The 17,368-nt window shown below is 72.4% G+C and carries 19 protein-coding genes, 3 tRNA genes and 1 pseudogene; 6 read left to right on the plus strand and 17 right to left on the minus strand.

All coding sequences use genetic code 11. The annotated features are described in order from the left end of the window. Window position 1: 1 nt before the first annotated feature. The 4 genes from SGA01_RS10830 to SGA01_RS10845 form a co-directional block, all read right to left on the minus strand. Window positions 2-454, minus strand: coding sequence for a MaoC family dehydratase N-terminal domain-containing protein (locus SGA01_RS10830; protein ID WP_055641877.1), 453 nt, complete (start codon window positions 452-454; stop codon window positions 2-4). Between the two features lie 109 nt (window positions 455-563). Continuing rightward, on the minus strand, window positions 564-728 hold the full coding sequence (rpmG, locus tag SGA01_RS10835; protein WP_007265873.1) for a 50S ribosomal protein L33: 165 nt from the start codon (window positions 726-728) through the stop codon (window positions 564-566). Between the two features lie 89 nt (window positions 729-817). Beyond that, a tRNA-Met gene (locus tag SGA01_RS10840) sits at window positions 818-890 on the minus strand. A 44-nt stretch (window positions 891-934) separates the two neighbouring features. Beyond that, window positions 935-1,007: transfer RNA gene (locus SGA01_RS10845), tRNA-Thr, on the minus strand. Window positions 1,008-1,226: 219 nt separating this feature from the next. On the opposite strand from SGA01_RS10845, the gene SGA01_RS10850 reads away from it, so the two are divergent. Together SGA01_RS10850 and SGA01_RS10855 are read left to right on the plus strand one after the other, a co-directional pair. After that, window positions 1,227-2,510, plus strand: a complete 1,284-nt coding sequence (locus tag SGA01_RS10850) for an amidohydrolase family protein (RefSeq protein WP_141295788.1) — start codon at window positions 1,227-1,229, stop codon at window positions 2,508-2,510. Window positions 2,511-2,512: 2 nt separating this feature from the next. Beyond that, a complete protein-coding gene (locus tag SGA01_RS10855) occupies window positions 2,513-3,169 on the plus strand; it encodes an NAD(P)H-binding protein (protein ID WP_055641879.1) in 657 nt (218 codons plus the stop codon). 77 nt (window positions 3,170-3,246) lie between these two features. On the opposite strand, the gene SGA01_RS10860 is transcribed toward SGA01_RS10855, so the two are convergent. After that, window positions 3,247-3,328: transfer RNA gene (locus tag SGA01_RS10860), tRNA-Tyr, on the minus strand. 169 nt (window positions 3,329-3,497) lie between these two features. Here SGA01_RS10860 and SGA01_RS10865 point away from each other — a divergent pair. The 4 genes from SGA01_RS10865 to SGA01_RS10880 all read left to right on the plus strand — a co-directional run bounded on the left by SGA01_RS10865 (window position 3,498) and on the right by SGA01_RS10880 (window position 6,488). Beyond that, the gene (locus SGA01_RS10865; RefSeq protein ID WP_141295791.1) at window positions 3,498-3,989 is read left to right on the plus strand and encodes a YajQ family cyclic di-GMP-binding protein; all 492 of its coding nucleotides are present in this window, start codon (window positions 3,498-3,500) and stop codon (window positions 3,987-3,989) included. A gap of 104 nt (window positions 3,990-4,093) precedes the next feature. Continuing rightward, complete coding sequence (locus SGA01_RS10870; RefSeq protein ID WP_141295794.1) at window positions 4,094-4,600, plus strand: methylated-DNA--[protein]-cysteine S-methyltransferase; 507 nt, start codon at window positions 4,094-4,096, stop codon at window positions 4,598-4,600. Then, on the plus strand, window positions 4,597-5,229 hold the full coding sequence (locus tag SGA01_RS10875) for an alpha-ketoglutarate-dependent dioxygenase AlkB family protein (protein ID WP_141295798.1): 633 nt from the start codon (window positions 4,597-4,599) through the stop codon (window positions 5,227-5,229). Before SGA01_RS10870 ends, SGA01_RS10875 begins: the two co-directional genes overlap by 4 nt. Before the next feature lie 20 nt (window positions 5,230-5,249). Further along, complete coding sequence (locus SGA01_RS10880; RefSeq protein ID WP_141295801.1) at window positions 5,250-6,488, plus strand: APC family permease; 1,239 nt, start codon at window positions 5,250-5,252, stop codon at window positions 6,486-6,488. Here SGA01_RS10880 and SGA01_RS10885 read toward each other — a convergent pair. The 12 genes and pseudogenes from SGA01_RS10885 to SGA01_RS40970 form a co-directional block, all read right to left on the minus strand. Next, window positions 6,454-7,491 (minus strand): barstar family protein, encoded by a 1,038-nt coding sequence (locus SGA01_RS10885; protein ID WP_141295804.1) that lies wholly within the window; start codon window positions 7,489-7,491, stop codon window positions 6,454-6,456. The two genes, SGA01_RS10880 and SGA01_RS10885, sit on opposite strands and share 35 nt — an antisense overlap. Further along, window positions 7,491-7,883, minus strand: coding sequence for a YccF domain-containing protein (locus SGA01_RS10890; RefSeq protein WP_141295807.1), 393 nt, complete (start codon window positions 7,881-7,883; stop codon window positions 7,491-7,493). Before SGA01_RS10890 ends, SGA01_RS10885 begins: the two co-directional genes overlap by 1 nt. Continuing rightward, on the minus strand, window positions 7,880-8,743 hold the full coding sequence (gene htpX / locus SGA01_RS10895) for a zinc metalloprotease HtpX (RefSeq protein ID WP_141295810.1): 864 nt from the start codon (window positions 8,741-8,743) through the stop codon (window positions 7,880-7,882). The genes SGA01_RS10890 and htpX overlap by 4 nt, the downstream gene beginning before the upstream one ends. A gap of 165 nt (window positions 8,744-8,908) precedes the next feature. After that, entirely contained in the window at window positions 8,909-9,370 is a 462-nt protein-coding gene (gene mscL, locus SGA01_RS10900; RefSeq protein ID WP_141295813.1) for a large conductance mechanosensitive channel protein MscL, read from the minus strand. Window positions 9,371-9,404: 34 nt separating this feature from the next. After that, a complete protein-coding gene (locus tag SGA01_RS10905; protein WP_141295816.1) occupies window positions 9,405-10,940 on the minus strand; it encodes an NADH-quinone oxidoreductase subunit N in 1,536 nt (511 codons plus the stop codon). Then, the gene (locus tag SGA01_RS10910; RefSeq protein WP_141295883.1) at window positions 10,937-12,490 is read right to left on the minus strand and encodes a complex I subunit 4 family protein; all 1,554 of its coding nucleotides are present in this window, start codon (window positions 12,488-12,490) and stop codon (window positions 10,937-10,939) included. Before SGA01_RS10910 ends, SGA01_RS10905 begins: the two co-directional genes overlap by 4 nt. A gap of 27 nt (window positions 12,491-12,517) precedes the next feature. Further along, window positions 12,518-14,509 carry an NADH-quinone oxidoreductase subunit 5 family protein gene (locus SGA01_RS10915; RefSeq protein ID WP_141295819.1) on the minus strand — a complete coding sequence of 664 codons (1,992 nt, stop codon included), beginning with the start codon at window positions 14,507-14,509 and terminating at the stop codon, window positions 12,518-12,520. Continuing rightward, window positions 14,506-14,907: an NADH-quinone oxidoreductase subunit NuoK gene (gene nuoK / locus SGA01_RS10920; RefSeq protein ID WP_055641891.1), complete on the minus strand. Its 402-nt coding sequence runs from the start codon at window positions 14,905-14,907 to the stop codon at window positions 14,506-14,508. Before nuoK ends, SGA01_RS10915 begins: the two co-directional genes overlap by 4 nt. Next, a complete protein-coding gene (locus SGA01_RS10925) occupies window positions 14,907-15,464 on the minus strand; it encodes an NADH-quinone oxidoreductase subunit J family protein (RefSeq protein ID WP_229918383.1) in 558 nt (185 codons plus the stop codon). The genes nuoK and SGA01_RS10925 overlap by 1 nt, the downstream gene beginning before the upstream one ends. Continuing rightward, window positions 15,461-16,060, minus strand: a complete 600-nt coding sequence (locus tag SGA01_RS10930; protein ID WP_141295822.1) for a NuoI/complex I 23 kDa subunit family protein — start codon at window positions 16,058-16,060, stop codon at window positions 15,461-15,463. The genes SGA01_RS10925 and SGA01_RS10930 overlap by 4 nt, the downstream gene beginning before the upstream one ends. Further along, window positions 16,060-17,028 (minus strand): complex I subunit 1/NuoH family protein, encoded by a 969-nt coding sequence (locus SGA01_RS10935; protein WP_055641893.1) that lies wholly within the window; start codon window positions 17,026-17,028, stop codon window positions 16,060-16,062. The genes SGA01_RS10930 and SGA01_RS10935 overlap by 1 nt, the downstream gene beginning before the upstream one ends. Then, a pseudogene (locus SGA01_RS40970) lies at window positions 17,025-17,368 on the minus strand (hypothetical protein); the annotation flags it as partial. The pseudogene SGA01_RS40970 and the gene SGA01_RS10935, both read right to left, overlap by 4 nt.

Here is a 17,368-nt window from a genome sequence, read left to right on the forward strand (position 1 = left end):
GTCAGGCCCCCTCGGGTGCGCGGGAGACGAGCTTCGTCCAGGCGGTCACGACGTGCTCGCCGGAGGCGTCGTGGACCTCACCGCGGATGTCCAGGATGTCGTTGCCCGCGAGGGACTTGATCGCCTCGATGGTGGAGGTGACCGAGAGCCGGTCCCCGGCGCGTACGGGCCGGGTGTAGGCGAACTTCTGGTCGCCGTGGACCACGCGGCTGTAGTCGAGGCCGAGCTGCGGGTCCTCGATGACGGCGCCCGCGGCCTTGAATGTGATGGCAAACACAAAGGTGGGCGGGGCGATCACGTCGGAATGGCCGAGCGCCTTGGCCGCCTCGGTGTCGGTGAACGCGGGATTGGCGTCACCGATCGCCTCGGCGAACTCGCGGATCTTCTCGCGGCCGACCTCGTAGGCCGCGGTGGGCGGATAGGTCCGGCCCACGAAGGACTGGTCGAGCGCCATGGACTCGATACCTCCTGGATTCATTGCCGATGTTGCCGGTGTTGCGGATCGTGCCGACAAACGACACGAGGCCGCCCCCTGGTGGGGACGGCCTCGTGTACGAGCCTGATTAGCGCGTCTCGCGGTGCGCAGTGTGCGAGTTGCAGCGGGGGCAGTGCTTCTTCATCTCCATGCGATCCGGGTTGTTACGCCGGTTCTTCTTGGTGATGTAGTTCCGCTCCTTGCACTCCACGCAGGCCAGCGTGATCTTCGGGCGGACGTCGGTGGCAGCCACGTGAGTGCTCCTTGACGGACGGATAGGATGGATGAACGCATAAAAGAGTAGCCGATCGCAGGACCGACCCCACAATCGGCTACCGTGTGTAGCGGTGACCGGACTTGAACCGGTGACACAGCGATTATGAGCCGCTTGCTCTACCGACTGAGCTACACCGCTTTGATGATCCGGATCCCGCCCGAAGGCGGGGTCCTTCTCACCAGAGCCCCAATACGGAATCGAACCGTAGACCTTCTCCTTACCATGGAGACGCTCTACCGACTGAGCTATTGGGGCGAGCGAGGAAGACATTACACGGTCTCCGGGCCATCACCCAAATCCGTTTCCCCGTGCCTTCGCGACGGCCCTGACCAGGCCCCTCACCAGGCGTCACGTACGCCACACGTGGACTCATCGGTACGACTATTGCGCTCCTCCTCGAAGGTCGGTCCGAGCCGCCCTAGGCTCTGCCCCACCTTGCGCGATCTTGATCTTGAGGAGCCTTGAGGAGCCCGGATGTCAGCCGACAGCAAGCAGCCCCAGCCACCCGAGGACGGGGCCGCCACCACCGCCGACTCGACCTCGCTCCTGCTCTCCCACGCACGCCTCACCGACGGCCGGAACGTGGACGTCCGGCTCGTCGGCGGGCGGATCGAGGCCGTGGGCACGGCCGGCAGTCTCAGCGCCGGCGCCGGTTCCCGCGTCGACCTCGCCGGCTATCTGCTGCTGCCCGCCGCCGCCGAACCCCACGCCCACGCCGACACCGCGCTCTCCGCCGACACCCCGGGCCCCGTCTCGTACGCCCCCGAGGATGTGCAGCGCCGGGCCACCGAGGCCGCCCTCCTCCAGCTGGGCCACGGCGCGACCGCGCTGCGCGCGCACGTCCGGATCGGCGACGTGCAGGGGCTCGGGTCCCTGGAGGCCGTGCTCCAGGCGCGGCGCTCGCTGCGCGGCCTCGCCGACCTCACGGCCGTCGCCGTCCCCCGGCTCCTCACCGGAGTGGCGGGCGCGGACGGGCTCGCGATGCTGCGGGACGCGGTGAAGATGGGCGCCGGCGTGGTCGGCGGCTGCCCGGACCTCGACCCGGACCCGGCGGGGTACGTGGAGGCGGTCCTGGAGGTCGCGGCCGAGCACGGCTGCCCGGTCGACCTGCACACCGACGGGGACGACCCGGCCCGGCTCGCCCGGCTCGCGGCGATGGCCGGCGGACTGCGGCCCGGGGTGACGATCGGTCCGTGCGCCGGGCTCGGCCGGCTCCCCGCCGACGCGGCGCGGCGGGCGGCGGACCAGCTGGCGGCGGCCGGGGTGACGGTGGTGTGCCTGCCGCAGGGCGGCTGCGGGGGCACGGAGCTGCGCGGCGCGGCGCCGGTCCGGCTGCTGCGGGCGGCCGGAGTGCGGGTCGCGGCGGGCAGCGGGGCGCTGCGGGACATGGCGAACCCGGTGGGGCGCGGGGACCCGCTGGAGGCGGCGTACCTGCTCGCCTCGCTCGGCGGGCTGCCGCCCCAGGAGGCGTACGCGGCGGTGAGCGCGGGGGCTCGGGCCGCGATGGGGCTGCCGGAGGTGCGGGTGGAGGCCGGCTTCCCGGCGGAGCTGCTCGCGGTGCGCGGCGAGCGGCTCGCGGGCGTGCTGTCCCTCGCGTACAGCAGGATCGTGGTGCACCGGGGGCGCGTGGTGGCCCGGACGAGCGCGGTGCGGGAGTACTGCGACTCGGCGGCCGCCCTCGACCTGCCCAGGCAGGCCCGGCCGGAGCGGCCGCCCGAGCCGGGGAGCCCTCCGGCGGGTCCCGTCGTACGGTCGTGAGTATGCGCATCGTCATCGCTGGAGGACACGGACAGATCGCCCTGCGCCTGGAGAGGCTGCTCGCGGCGGGCGGACACGAGGTGGCGGGGATCATCCGCCGGCCCGAGCAGGGCGACGACCTACGGGCGGCGGGCGCCGAGCCGGTCGTGCTCGATCTGGAGACGGCGTCGGTGGAGATGGTCGCCGCGGTGCTCCAGGGCGCCGATGCGGCGGTCTTCGCGGCGGGCGCGGGCCCGGGCAGTTCGGTGGAGCGCAAGGACACGGTGGACCGCGCTGCGGCCGTGCTCTTCGCGGACGCGGCGGAGCGGGCGGGCGTACGGCGCTATGTCGTGGTCTCCTCGATGGGCGCGGACGCGACCCACGCGGGCGACGAGGTCTTCGACACCTACCTCCGCGCCAAGGGCGCCGCCGACGACTCGGTCCGCGCCCGTACGGCCCTGGACTGGACGATCCTGCGCCCCGGCTCCCTGACGAACGACGCGGGAACGGGCCAGGTCCGCCTGGAGGCCCATACGGGCCGCGGGATGGTGCCGCGGGACGACGTGGCGGCGGTCCTGGCGGAACTCCTCGACACGCCGGCGACGGCCGGCCTGACCCTGGAGCTGATCAGCGGCTCGACGCCGCTCTCGGTCGCGGTGAAGGACGTGGCCGGAAACTGACACTCAGGCCCTGAGGGGCCACGGCCCCCAGAAACGAGTGAAGGTCCCCGGTGCAAGCACCGGGGACCTTCTTCACGTGGCGACGCCAGGATTCGAACCTGGGTAGGCTAAGCCGACGGATTTACAGTCCGCTCCCATTGGCCACTCGGGCACATCGCCATGAGATCGCTGCCGTGGAGCCGCTTTCGCGGTGTTCCGTGGCAACGACGTAAACAATACCTGATCCCAGGGGGTGGTTCGCCACCGGATTGATCAGCGGTTCGAGTCGCGGCGAACCCCCTAGGCTTTGGGCTGTACCCGACAGCAAACCAACAAGGAGCCACGAGTCATGGCCGACTCCAGTTTCGACATCGTGTCCAAGGTCGAGCGGCAGGAGGTCGACAACGCCCTCAACCAGGCCGTGAAGGAGATCTCCCAGCGCTACGACTTCAAGGGGACCAACGCCTCGATCTCCTGGTCGGGCGAGAAGATCCTGATGCAGGCGAACGGCGAGGAGCGCGTCATGGCGATCCTCGACATCTTCCAGACCAAGCTGATCAAGCGCGGGATCTCGCTGAAGTCGCTGGACGTCGAGGGTGAGCCGCAGCTGTCCGGCAAGGAGTACAAGCTCTTCGCCTCGATCACCGAGGGCATCTCCCAGGAGAACGCCAAGAAGGTCGCGAAGGCCATCCGGGACGAGGGTCCCAAGGGCGTCAAGGCGCAGGTCCAGGGCGACGAGCTGCGTGTCAGCTCGAAGAGCCGGGACGACCTGCAGGCCGTCCAGGCGCTGCTCAAGGGCAAGGACTTCGACTTCGCCCTCCAGTACGTGAACTACCGCTGACCCGACCGCCCGGTCGATGCTTGTGTCCGAATTCCGCCAGCCGGAAGGGTGGCGGGCCCCGCACACTGGGTCGTGAGAGACCCGTGCGGGGAGAGGAACCAGTCATGACCGTGTACGCGTACGTCGACGGCCCCCTGGGCGAGATGCTGCTGGTCGGGCAGCTCGCCGAAGGGGGCCGTGCCGTGCTGCGCTCGCTGTCCCTGCCGGGGCAGAAGGGCGGCGTCGAGGTCGAGGACGGGTGGACGCACGCGCCCGAGGCCTTCGCCGAGGCGGCCCGGCAGCTGGGCGAGTACTTCGCCGGGCGGCGGGACCGGTTCGACCTCCCGTACGACCTCGACGGCGGTACGGAGTTCCAGCGGCGCGTCTGGCGCGCCCTGGAGGAGATCCCGTACGGGACGACCGTGTCCTACGGGGACATCGCCCGGCTCGTCGGCTCCTCCGGGGCCGGGGTGCGGGCCGTGGGCACCGCGATCGGGCGCAATCCGCTGCTCGTGGTGCGGCCCTGCCACCGGGTGATCGGGGCCGACGGGAGCCTGCGCGGGTACGCCGCCGGGGTGGAGCGGAAGCAGCGGCTGCTGGGGCTTGAGGGTGGTCCGGCGGGGTCCGTGTGAGCGAGGGGCTCTTTCCCCGCGAGCGGGCCGTCGTCGCGCCCGGGGCCGTGCACGTGCCCGGGTGGCTGTCGCTCGCGCGGCAGCGGGAGTTGGTGGACGCCTGCCGGGAGTGGGGGCGCGGGCCGGACTCGTACCGGCGGACCGTGCTGCCGGGCGGGGGTGTCATGTCGGTGCGGTCGCTGTGTCTGGGCCGGCGATGGGAGCCGTACCGCTATCTCGACTCCGTCGGCGTCGAACTGCCCGACTGGCTGGCCGCGTTGGGGCGGGAGGCGGTCGTCGAGGCGTACGGGGAGAGCGGCGGGCTCGGAGGGTTCTCGCCTGACACGGCCTTGGTGAACTTCTACGGGGCCGGCGCCAGGATGGGCATGCACCAGGACAAGGAGGAGCGGTCCGGGGCTCCGGTGGTGTCGTTGAGCCTCGGGGACTCCTGTGTCTTCCGGCTCGGGAACGCGGAGAACCGCGGGCGGCCCTACCGGGACGTCGAGCTGGTCTCCGGTGACCTCTTCGTCTTCGGCGGGGCTTCGCGGTGGGTGCACCACGGGGTGCCCGCGGTCCGTCCGGGGACGGCCGATCCGGCGCTCGGTCTGGCCGGGCGGCTCAACATCACGCTGCGGGAGACCGGTTGGTGACCGCCCTCTAGGCTGATGTCGTGGCAGAGGAACTGCGCCGGTCGCTCGGCGTCTTCGACGCGGTCGTGATCGGGCTCGGCTCGATGATCGGGGCCGGGATCTTCGTGGCGCTCGGACCGGCGGCCGGTGCGGCCGGGTCCGGGGCGGGGCTCCTCTGGGCGCTCGGGATCGCCGCCGTCGTCGCCTACGCCAACGCCATGGCCTCGGCCCGGCTCGCCGCCCTCTACCCGGCCTCCGGCGGCACGTATGTGTACGGTCGCGAACGCCTCGGTTCCTTCTGGGGGTACATGGCCGGCTGGGCCTTCGTGGTCGGCAAGACCGCCTCGTGCGCGGCGATGGCGCTGACCGTCGGAGCGTACGTCTGGCCCGCGCACGCGCATGCGGTGGCGGTCGCCGCCGTGGTGGCCCTGACCGCCGTCAACTACCGGGGAGTTCAGAAGTCGGCACTGCTCACACGGGTCGTCGTGGCGGTGGTCCTGGCCGTCCTCGCCTGTGTCGTCGTGGTGTCCCTCGGGGCCGGTGAGGCCGCCCGGCCGACGCTCGGCGGGGAGCTCGTCGGGGGCTCGGTCTTCCAGGCCGCCGGTTTGCTCTTCTTCGCATTCGCGGGGTACGCGCGCATCGCCACGCTCGGCGAGGAGGTCCGCGATCCGGCCCGCACGATCCCCCGGGCGGTGCCCGTGGCCCTCGGGATCGCGCTCGCCGTCTACGCGGCGGTCACGGTGAGCGTGCTCGCCGTCCTGGGGCCCGACGCCCTGGCCGCCTCCCCCGCGCCGCTCGCCGACGCGGCCCGCGCGGCGGACGCGGAGTGGCTGGTGCCGCTCGTCACGGTGGGGGCGGCGGTCGCCGCGCTCGGCTCGCTGCTCTCGCTGATCCTCGGGGTGTCCCGGACGACCCTGGCGATGGCGCGGGACGGATACCTGCCGGGCGCGCTCGCCGCCGTGCACCCCCGCTTCCGGGTGCCGCACCGGGCCGAGCTCGCCGTGGGCGCGGTGGTGGCCGTGGTGGCGGCGACGGCGGACGTGCGGGACGCGATCGGCTTCTCGTCGTTCGGCGTGCTCGTCTACTACGGGATCGCGAACGCCTCGGCCTGGACCCTGGGGGGCCGGAGCCGGCCGCTCGCCGCGCTCGGGATCGTCGGCTGCGCGGTGCTCGCGTTCGCGCTGCCGCTCGGGTCGGTCCTCGCGGGGTCCGGGGTCCTCGCGGCGGGCGTCGTGGCCTGGGCGGTCAGTCGAGGACGAGCCGTACCCCCGCGTCCGTGAGCTCCTCGACGAGCTCCTGGAAGGTCGCCGGGCGGCGCCCGCTGTAGGGCAGGACACCCAGGCAGGCGCGGGCCACGTCGGCGTGGTGCCAGACGACGGTGGCGCCGGACAGCTCCTCGCCGATCGCTCCGGCGCCTCCCGCGGGGAAGCAGCGGCCGGGGCCGAGCACGGCCTCCCCCAGCGCGCACCGGAACGAGTCCTCGTCGACGACGTCGGTGCCGTCGAGGTGGTACGCGGCGCCGGGGACGAGCCCCGGCGCGCCGTGCGGGCCGTGGGCGGCCGCCCGGTCCAGCCACTCGCCGCGCGCCGCACCGGTGAACCGCCGCCAGGTGCCGGGCTCGGCGGGCCTCGCCCGCCAGAACAGGTCCCATATCTCGCCGGTCGCGGGCGGCACCAGCCGCGTACGCGGGAAGGACAGGGTGAGGTCGACGAGGCCGCGGTGGCCGGTGGAGGTGTCCCAGCCGGTGATGCGGCCCGCCTCGCCCTCGTAGTGCCCGGTCCCGGTGCGGGTCAGGCCCTGGTAGCGCACTTCGCGGAAGTCGTCCGCTCCCGCGTCGAGGGCGTCGCGGAGCTCGCCGCGCGGGGAGCAGCCGACGAAGGTGACGTCGGTGTGGGTCTCCTCCTCGGGTGCGGCGGGCGTGACCCGGATCAGGTTCCCGCACGGGACCGGGTCGGGCGGGTGGTGGACGCGGTGCGGTGCGCCGGCCGCCTCCACCGTGACGACGTCGCCGCGCATGCCGAGGACGCGGGTGTCCGCGAGGGCCCACCCGGTGCCGTGGAGGTCGACGACGAGCGTCCCGAAGGGCGCCGTGCCCTCGACGACGGCCTGGGCGACGGCCCGGGACAGCGCGCCGCGCGGTTCGCAGCCGCGGAGCTCGTAGCGGACCCGGGCGGGGCGGGCGGGTTCGGCGAAGAGGCCCGCCACGTCGGCGCAGAGGGCCAGGACGACGTGGCGGGCGGGATCGCCGGGGGCGGGCACCAGCGCGTAACGGGGGAACCGCATCAGCGGGCCGCGTACGCCTGGTCCGTACGGACGATCTCCTTGCCGAGGGGGAGCAGCGACACCGGGATCAGCTTGAAGTTCGCGATGCCGAGCGGGATGCCGATGATCGTGATGCAGAGGGCGATGCCGGTGGCGATGTGGCCGAGGGCCAGCCACCAGCCGGCGAGGATCAGCCACAGCACGTTGCCCACGCAGGAGGGGGCGCCCGCGTCGTGGCGGTCGACGACCGTGTACCCGAAGGGCCACAGGGCGTAGAGGCCGATGCGGAACGCGGCGAGGCCGAAGGGGATACCGATGATCGTGATGCAGAGCAGGACGCCCGCGAGCATGTAGCCCAGGAACATCCAGAATCCGCAGAGGATGAGCCAGATGATGTTGAGGATGGTCTTCACGGGCGGTGACCTGCCATCTGTTCGAGCCGGGCGATGCGCTCGGCCATCGGCGGATGGGTGGAGAACATCTTGGACATGCCCTTGCCGGGGCGGAACGGGTTGGCGATCATCATGTGGCTCGCCGTCTCGATCCGGGGCTCGGGCGGCAGCGGCAGCTGCTTGGTGCCCGCGTCGAGCTTCCGCAGGGCGCTGGCCAGGGCGAGTGGGTCGCCGGTGAGCTGGGCTCCGGAGGCGTCCGCCTCGTACTCCCGGGATCGGGAGATGGAGAGCTGGATCACCGAGGCGGCGATCGGGCCGAGGATCATGACCAGCAGCATGCCGAGGAGGCCTGGGCCGTCGTCGTCGTTGGAGCGGCCGACGGGGATCAGCCAGGCGAAGTTGACCAGGAACATGATCACGGAGGCGAGTGCTCCGGCGACCGAGGAGATGAGGATGTCCCGGTTGTAGACGTGGCTCAGCTCGTGGCCGATGACCCCGCGCAGCTCGCGCTCGTCGAGGATCGCGAGGATGCCCTCGGTGCAGCAGACGGCGGCGTTGCGCGGGTTGCGGCCGGTCGCGAAGGCGTTGGGCGCCTGGGTCGGCGAGATGTAGAGCCGCGGCATCGGCTGGCGGGCCTGCGTGGAGAGCTCGCGCACCATCTTGTACAGCGCGGGAGCCTCGAACTCGCTGACCGGGCGGGCCCGCATGGCCCGCAGCGCCAGCTTGTCGCTGTTCCAGTACGCGTACGCGTTGGTGCCGAGCGCCACGAAGAGCGCGACGATCAGCCCCGTCCGGCCGAAGAAGCTGCCGATGACGATGATGAGGGCGGAGAGCCCTCCGAGGAGGACGGCGGTCCTCAGCCCGTTGCGCCGGCGGTGCACGGTACGCCCTCCAAGTGGTGCGGCAGGGGAACCCTTTGCTTCGTGGTGGTCCACTCGTCCAGTGGACCCTCCCGTACTGGTCAACGCCAGGCGGGAGGCTCGGGTTCCCCCGGCCTTACCGGGGCGGCCGGACCGGCATGGGGGCCGTTCGGGTGAAGGCTGCCCTCAGCGGGCGGCCGGGACCGCGATCTTCTCCGGCTCCAGGCCGGCGGTGATGGGCTCGATCTCGCTGGTGCAGTGGGCGCAGCGGGAGGCGATCGCCGGGATCTCGGTGAAGCAGCGGGGGCAGTCGCGCTTCTCCGACTTGGGGTCGGCGGCCTCCTCCTTGGCGAACCTCTCCTGGACCTTCGCCAGCGGGGCGACGATGAGGAAGTAGAGGACCGCGGCGGTGATGACGAAGGCTATGGCGGCGGAGATGGCGAGGCCGTAAGGGAAGACGGTCTTGCCGACGCTGAACTTCGCCTCGCTGAAGTCGCCGACAGAGCCGGTGGCGAGACCGATGAGCGGGGTGATGAAGGCCTTGCTGAAGCCCGTGACGACGGCCGTGAACGCGGTTCCGACGGCCAGACCGATGGCCATCGAGATGACGTTCCCGCGAAGTATGAAGTCCTTGAATCCGTTCAGCACGGGGTGTTGCTCCTCGGTGTTTCTTTGTGGGGGGTCAGAAGAGGCTGTCCGCCGCGAAGCGGAGGGCGAACTGCGGGTAGCCCGACAGGACGACTCCGCCTGCGGCGGTCAGCGCGATCGCCACGGTGACCGGCACGGAGGCCCTGTGGGGGACGGGGGCACCGACCGGCGCGCGGAAGAGCACTGCCGTCCAGCGCAGGTAGTAATACAGCGCGATCACGACGTTGAGGCCCATCACCACGGCCAGCCAGCCGAGGCCCGCGTCGACGGCCGACGAGAAGACGGTCACCTTGGCGAAGAGGCCGATGATACCCGGGGGCAAACCGGCCAGATTCAGGAGGAAGAACCCGAGCGCGAGGGCGGCGGCGGGGCTGGCCGCGTACAGGCCCCGGTAGTCCTCGATCCGGTTCGCCGGGCGGGTGCGGGCGACGAGGGCGACGACCGCGAAGGCGCCGAGGTTCACGACGGCGTACATCAGGGCGTACGCGACGGTGGCGCCGACCTGGTCGTCGTCGGAGTACGCGGCGGCGGCGATCGGCACCAGGAGGTAGCCGGCCTGGGCGACGGAGGACCAGGCGAGCAGCCGGACCGCGCTCCACGCGCGCGTGGAGACCTGGCGGAGGGCGGCGACGTTGCCGGCGGTCATGGTGAGCGCGGCGAGGACGGCGAGCGCCGGGCCCCAGACGTCCGCGTACGAGGGGAACGCGACGACCGTCACGAGGATGAGCCCGGTGAAGCCGACGGCCTTGCCGACCACGGAGAGGTAGGCGGCGACGGGCAGCGGGGCGCCGACGTAGGTGTCGGGGACCCAGAAGTGGAAGGGGACGGCGGCCGTCTTGAAGGCGAAGCCGACGAGGGTGAGGGCGACGCCGGCCTGGGCGAGCGTCTCCAGCTGTCCGGGGACGGAGTCGAGGCGCTCGGCGATCTCCGTGAGGTGGAGGGTGCCGGTCGCCGCGTACACGAAGCTGACGCCGAGCAGGGTGACGGCGGTCGCGGTGACGGAGGAGAGGAAGAACTTGAGCGCGGCCTCGCCGGACATGCGGTCGCCGCGCTTGAGGCCGACGAGCGCGAAGGCGGGCAGCGAGGCCACTTCGAGGGCGACGACGAGCGTCGCGAGGTCACGGGAGGCGGGCAGCAGGGCCGCGCCGGCGGCCGAGGAGAGCAGCAGGAACCAGAACTCGCCGGCCGGGAGCCTCTCGCGGGTCTCGTCCAGGGAGAGGATCGCGGTGAGCAGCGCGCCGCCGAGGACGAGCAGCTGGACGACGAGGGTGAAGTGGTCGGCGGTGTAGCTGCACGCGGCCGCGTGCCCCTGGGCCTGGGCCTCGGGGGTGAGACAGAAGGTGGAGCGGTCGCCGGCCCGCAGCGGGACGAGGAGGGCGAGGGCGGCGACGAGGCCGCCGATCGCGGTCCAGCCGAGGAGCCGCTTGTGCTCCGGAGGGACGAAGAGGTCGGCGACGAGGACGACGAGGGCGACCACGGCCGTGAGGGTCGGGGGCGCGATCGTGAGCCAGTCGATGGACTGGACGAGCGACTCGCTCGGCTCGCTGGCGAGCGTCGTCACGGGCGTCATCGGGTACCTCCGGCGAGGAGCTGCTGGACGGCCGGGTCGGTGAGGCCGAGGAGGACGGCGGGCCAGAGTCCGGCGAGGACGGTGAGGGCGACGAGCGGGGTCCAGGCGGCGAACTCGTAGCCCTGGACGTCGGCGATCGCCGTCTCCCCCGCCGGGCGGGGGCCGCCCATGCAGACGCGGCGGATGACGAGGAGGAGATAGGCGGCGGTGAGGAGGGTGCCGAACGCGCCGATCGCCATGAAGGTGAGGAAGGCGGGGCGGCTGAGGCCCTCGGCGGGTTCGAAGGCGCCGAAGAGGGCCAGCATCTCGCCCCAGAAGCCGGCCAGGCCGGGGAGTCCCAGGGAGGCGACGGCGGCGAAGGCGAGGAGGGCGCCGAGGCGCGGGGCGCGGCCGTAGAGGGCGGCGCCGGTGGCCCCGGCGAGGGTGTCGAGGTCGGCGGTGCCGTACCGGTCTTTGAGGGCGCCGACCAGGAAGAAGAGGAGGCCGGTGACGAGGCCGTGGGCGATGTTGGCGAAGAGGGCGCCGTTGACCCCGGTGGGCGTCATGGTGGCGATGCCGAGGAGGACGAAGCCCATGTGGCCGACGGAGGAGTACGCGATGAGCCGCTTGAGGTCGCCCTTGGCGCCGGGGCGCACGAGGGCGAGGCAGGCGAGCGATCCGTAGACGATCCCGGCGACGGCGAAGGCCGCGAGGTACGGCGCGAAGGTCCGCATGCCGTCGGGGGCGATCGGCAGCACGATGCGGACGAAGCCGTACGTGCCCATCTTGAGCAGGACGCCGGCGAGGAGGACGGAGCCGACGGTCGGGGCGGCGGTGTGGGCGTCCGGGAGCCAGCTGTGCAGCGGCCACATCGGGGTCTTCACCGCGAGCCCGAGACCGATCGCGAGAACGGCGGTGACCTGCACGGTCGTGCTCAGTCCACGGCCGTTGTCGGCGGCGAGTGCCACCATGTCGAACGTGCCGGCCTGTACGCCGATGAGGAGCAGGCCCAGCAGCATGACGACGGAGCCGAGCAGCGTGTAGAGGATGAACTTCCAGGCGGCGGCCCGCCTGCCCTCGCCGCCCCAGCGGGCGATGAGGAAGTACATCGGGATGAGGACCATCTCGAAGGCCAGGAAGAACAGGACGAGGTCGAGGACGGCGAAGGTCGCCAGGGTGCCGGACTCCAGGACCAGGAGCAGCGCGACGAAGGCCTTGGGGGAAGGCCCGCTCGGCATCTTGAAGTAGCTGTACAGCGCGCAGAGGAAGGTCAGCAGCGCGGTCAGGACCAGCAGGGGGAGGGAGATGCCGTCGATGCCGAGGTGGATGCGCACGTCGAGTGCGGGGATCCACGTGATGTCCGTCGTGGCCTGCATCCTCGACGGCCGGTCGTGGTCGAAGCCGATCGCGAGGACGATCGCGGCCAGCAGGATGACGCCGGTGACGGTGACGCCGTGGCGGAGCACGGCCTGGTCCGGGGACTTCCCCTTCAGCCCGGGCGGGGCCGGGAGGAGGGCGGCGGCCGCGCCGAGGAGCGGGCCGACGACGGTGAACGCGAGAAGGAACTGCATCACGGATTCGCTGATATCGATCACGGCTCACGCTCCGGCGACGGCGTTGGCGAGGGCGACTGCGGCGATCACCAGGACGACGGAGCCGGCGAGCAGGGCGCTCAGATAGGTCTGGACGTTGCCGGTCTGGGCGCGGCGGACGAGCCAGCCGAGCCCCTTGGCGGAGGTGCCCGCGGCGCGGACGTAGGTGTCGACGACCTCGCGGTCCAGGAAGCGGACCAGGGAGGCGGCGGCGAGGACGGGGCGGACGAAGGCGGCCCGGTAGACGGCGTCCAGGTGGAAGCCGTCGGCGGCGGGGGCGTGCAGCGACCCGAGGAGGGCGCGGCCGGGGTCGGCCGGGTCCTCGGCGGGGTGCGGCAGGTGCAGCGCCTCGGCCTCGACCAGGCCGGCGTCGGCGTCGGGGTGGGCCACGTGCGGGAGCGGTACGGGGCCGGCGACCGGGGTCCTCGCCGCGAGGGTGCGCCAGACCGCGTACGTGATCACGGCGCCGGCGGCGGCGAGACCCGTGCCGAGGACGGCCGTGGTGACGGTCGGGGTGAGGGCGTGGCCGTCGAACCAGTCGTCGAGGTAGGTGACGGTCAGTCCGAAGCCCAGGGAGGGGATCGCGAGGACCCACAGGACGGTCGTCATGGCGATCGGCTGGCGGCCGTGGTCGGGGGCCTCGGCGCCCCGGCCGCGGAAGGTCCGCAGCCACAGGCGGAGGGCGTAGGCCGCGGTGAGGAGGGCGGTGAGCAGCCCGGCGACGAGGACGGTCCAGCCGGCCCCGGCGGGAGCCGGCTGGATGGTCTGGTCCCCGAGCGCGGTGTGCTCGGCGGCCACGAGGACGGCTTCCTTGGAGAAGAAGCCGGCGAACGGCGGGATCGCGGCGAGCGCGAGGAGGGCGACGGTCATCGTCCAGTACGCGTCGGGGACGCGCTTCGCGAGGCCGCTCATGCGGGACATGGCGGTGAGCGAGTTCGTCCCGGCGGCGTGGATGACCGTGCCGGCGGCGAGGAAGAGCAGCGCCTTGAAGGCGGCGTGCGAGAGCAGGTGGAAGACGGCGGCCCCGCGGTCGCCGACGGCGAGGGCGCCGGCCATGTAGCCGAGCTGACCGATCGTCGAGTAGGCGAGGACCCGCTTGATGTCGTCCTGGGCGAGCGCGGCCAGGGCCGAGCCGACCATCGTGATCGCGGCCATGACGGCGAGCACCGTCATCGCGGCGGCGGACTCGGCGAAGACGGGCAGCAGCCGGGCCGTGAAGTAGATGCCGGCGGCGACCATCGTCGCCGCGTGGATGAGCGCGGAGACGGGGGTGGGGCCGGCCATCGCGTCGGGAAGCCAGGTGTGCAGCGGGAACTGCGCGGACTTGCCGGCCACGCCCGCGAGCAGCAGCAGCGCGATCAGGGTGGGGTGGTCGAGGCCGCCGCTCGCGACGGCGTCGAGGACACCGGTGATCCGGAAGGTGCCGGCGTCGGTGGCGAGCGCGAAGAGACCGATGAGGAAGGGGACGTCGCCGAGCTTGGTGACGAGGAAGGCCTTGAGGGAGGCGGCCCGCGCCTCGGGGGTCTCCCAGTAGTGGCCGACGAGGAAGTACGAGCAGATGCCCATGATCTCCCAGCCGACCAGGAGCACCATCAGGTCGCCGGAGTAGACGACGAGCAGCATCGCGGAGGTGAAGAGGGAGACGAGCGCGGCGTACGAGGGGTAGCGGGGGTCGTCGCGGAGGTAGCCCGTCGAGTAGATCTGCACGCAGGTCGCGACCACGCCGACGAGGACGGCGACGAGGGCGGCGAAGCCGTCGATGTACAGGGCCAGGTCGATGGGGACCGAGCCGGTCGGGGTGAGCTGGGTGGCCGCGTCGATCGCCTTGCCGCCGCCCTGCCGTGCGGCGACCACGGCGGCGAGGACGGCCGCCACGAGCGTCGGGAGCACGGCGAGGGGCCGGACGAAGCCGGGCGCGGTGCGGCCCAGGAGGAGTCCGGCGACGGAGCCGAGGAAGGGCAGGAGGGGGACGAGGACGGCGAGGGTCGTGGTGGTCACGCGGTGGCCTCGGCCTTCTCGCCGTGGGGCGTCTCGTCTGTGGGCGTCCCGGGCGCGCCCCCGTCGTCGGGTCCGTCGTCCGGGGATCCGGGCCGCTCCGCCGTGTCGCGGAGGCGGTCGACGTCCGCGGTGCCGCGGTTGCGGTGGACCATCAGGACGATCGCGAGGCCGATGCCGATCTCCGCGGCAGCGACGGCGATGGTGAAGAGGGTGAGGGCCTGTCCGGCGTGCAGGGTGTCGCGGAGCCAGACGTCGAAGGCGACCAGGTTGAGGTTGACGGCGTTGAGCATCAGCTCGACGGACATCAGGACCAGGATCGCGTTGCGGCGGGCGAGGACGCCGTACACGCCGACACAGAAGAGGAGGGCGGCGAGGACCGCGGGATAGGCGAGGTGCATCAGCGCTCCTGCTCCTTCTTGCGGGAGAGGACGATCGCGCCGACCAGCGCGGCCAGGAGGAGCACCGAGAGGGCCTCGAAGGGCAGCACCCAGTGCTTGAAGAGGGTGGCGCCGGTGACCTCGGTGGAGCCCTGGACCGCGCCGTCGAGGTCGATCCAGGTCGTACGGAACGCGTCGACGACGACCCAGACGAGCGCGGCGGCGGCGGCGAGCGCGACGCCGAGGGCGACCGGGCGGTTGCCGGAGTCGGCGTCCGGGGAGCGGCCGATGGGGGCCTTGGTGAGCATGAGGCCGAAGAGGAGGAGGACGACGACGGAGCCGACGTAGATCAGCACCTGGACCCAGGCGATGAACTCGGCGGTCAGGAGGAGGTACTCGACGGCGAGCCCGCCGAGCGCCACGACCAGCCAGAGGGCGGCGTGGACGAGCTGGCGGGTGGTGACGGTGACGACGGCGGCGCCGAGGGTCACGAGGCCGACGAGGAGGAAGACGATCTCGACGCCGGAGGGCGAGAGGAAGCCGGGGGTCTCCGCGGCCGCTTGTGCTGCCAGGATCACTGCTGCTCCTCCTGGGCCTGGGACTGGGCCTCTGCCTCGTCCTGGGCCTGTGCCTGGGCTGCTGCCTCGGCCGCTGCCTTCTCCGCCGCCTTCTCGGCTGCCTTGCGGGCCGCGGCGATCTCCTTCGGTTCCTCCGCCTTCGGGTCGAGCGCGGGCGGCTCGGGGACCGTCCACATCCACTCGCGGAGCTTGTCCCGCTCGTGGGTCAGCTCGTGGATGTCGGTCTCCGCGTACTCGAACTCGGGCGACCAGAAGAGCGCGTCGAAGGGGCACACCTCGATGCAGATGCCGCAGTACATGCAGAGCGAGAAGTCGATGGCGAAGCGGTCGAGGACGTTCCGGCTGCGTTCGCGGCCGCCGGGGGCGGCGGGCGGCACCGTCTCCTTGTGGGAGTCGATGTAGATGCACCAGTCGGGGCACTCACGGGCGCAGAGCATGCAGACCGTGCAGTTCTCCTCGAACAGTCCGATGACCCCGCGGGTGCGGGGCGGCAGCTCGGGCTGGACGTCCGGGTACTGCGCGGTGACGGTCTTCCTCGTCATCGTGCGGAGCGTGACGGCGAGACCCTTGGCGAGGCCGGAGCCGGGGATGGGCATTACTGGATCGCCACCTTCACGATGCCGGTGAGCGCGATCTGCGCGAGGGCGAGCGGGACGAGCGTCGTCCAGGCCAGCTTCTGGAGCTGGTCCTCGCGCAGGCGCGGGTAGGTCACCCGCAGCCAGATCACGACGAAGGCGAGGACGGCGGTCTTGAGGAGGGTCCAGACCCAGCCGAGGCCGTCGGCGCCGAAGGGGCCGTGCCAGCCGCCGAGGAAGAGGACGGTGGTGAGACCGCAGAGGACGACGATGCCCGCGTACTCGGCGAGCAGGAACAGCGCGAAGCGGAGGCCGGTGTACTCGGTGTACGCGCCGAAGATGATCTCCGAGTCGGCGACCGGCATGTCGAACGGCGGCCGCTGGAGCTCGGCGAGACCGGCCACGAAGAAGACGATCGCGCCGACGATCTGCCAGGGCAGCCACCACCACTCGAAGGCGTTCAGGATGCCGGGGAGGGAGACGGTGCCGGCGGCCATCGCGACGGAGGCGGCGGCGAGCAGCATCGGGAGCTCGTAGGCGAGCAGCTGCGCGGCGGTACGGAGGCCGCCGAGCAGGGAGAACTTGTTGGCGGAGGCCCAGCCGGCCATGAGGCTGCCGAGCACGCCGACGCCCATGACCGCCAGCACGAAGAAGATGCCCGCGTCGACGACCTGGCCGACGGCGCCCTCGCTCGGCCCGATCGGGATCGCGAGGAGGACGAGGAGGTACGGGAGGAGGGCGACGGCCGGCGCGATCTGGAAGACCCGGCGGTCGGCGTCCTTCGGGACGACGTCCTCCTTCTGCGCGAACTTCACGCCGTCGGCGACGAGCTGGGCCCAGCCGTGGAAGCCGCCGGCGTACATGGGGCCGAGGCGGCCCTGCATGTGGGCCATGACCTTGTGCTCGGTCTGCCCGACGACCAGGGGCAGGACGAGGAACAGTCCGAAGACGATCAGAAGCCGGACGGCGACGTCGAGTGCGTCGTTCACGCGGGGTCGCCTCCGGCGGGGTCGGTGGTCTCGGTGGTCTCTGCGGCATCTCCCCGCCCTGCGGGCGGCCCGCCGCTCTCGGAGGCTGCGCCCCCACCCTCGGGCTCCGCCGCCGCGGGCGACGAGCCTTCGGCGGCCTTGGCCGGTGTGGCCTGGGGGGCCTCGGGGGCCTGGGGGGCCTGGGGGGCTTCCGTGGCGGGGGCCGGGGTGGCCGGGGTAGCGCCCGTGGCCGGGGCCGGGGTGGCCGGGTCCGGCTCGGCCGGAGCGGCCGGGTCCGGCTCGGCCGGAGCGGCCGGGTCCGGCTCGGCCGGGACGACGCCCGTAGCCGGGCCATCGGGCT

Source organism: Streptomyces gardneri, from assembly GCF_006539185.1.
GTDB classification, from domain to species: domain Bacteria; phylum Actinomycetota; class Actinomycetes; order Streptomycetales; family Streptomycetaceae; genus Streptomyces; species Streptomyces gardneri.

Excerpts from the sequence above, each read along its gene's own strand:
- SGA01_RS10830 (WP_055641877.1), bottom strand. The coding sequence starts at position 454 with ATGGCGCTCGACCAGTCCTTCGTGGGCCGGACCTATCCGCCCACCGCG.
- SGA01_RS10850 (WP_141295788.1), top strand. The coding sequence starts at position 1,227 with ATGTCAGCCGACAGCAAGCAGCCCCAGCCACCCGAGGACGGGGCCGCC.
- SGA01_RS10855 (WP_055641879.1), top strand. The coding sequence starts at position 2,513 with ATGCGCATCGTCATCGCTGGAGGACACGGACAGATCGCCCTGCGCCTG.
- SGA01_RS10865 (WP_141295791.1), top strand. The coding sequence starts at position 3,498 with ATGGCCGACTCCAGTTTCGACATCGTGTCCAAGGTCGAGCGGCAGGAG.
- SGA01_RS10870 (WP_141295794.1), top strand. The coding sequence starts at position 4,094 with ATGACCGTGTACGCGTACGTCGACGGCCCCCTGGGCGAGATGCTGCTG.
- SGA01_RS10885 (WP_141295804.1), bottom strand. The coding sequence starts at position 7,491 with ATGCGGTTCCCCCGTTACGCGCTGGTGCCCGCCCCCGGCGATCCCGCC.
- SGA01_RS10905 (WP_141295816.1), bottom strand. The coding sequence starts at position 10,940 with ATGACGCCCGTGACGACGCTCGCCAGCGAGCCGAGCGAGTCGCTCGTC.
- SGA01_RS10910 (WP_141295883.1), bottom strand. The coding sequence starts at position 12,490 with ATGCAGTTCCTTCTCGCGTTCACCGTCGTCGGCCCGCTCCTCGGCGCG.
- nuoK (WP_055641891.1), bottom strand. The coding sequence starts at position 14,907 with ATGCACCTCGCCTATCCCGCGGTCCTCGCCGCCCTCCTCTTCTGTGTC.
- SGA01_RS10930 (WP_141295822.1), bottom strand. The coding sequence starts at position 16,060 with ATGCCCATCCCCGGCTCCGGCCTCGCCAAGGGTCTCGCCGTCACGCTC.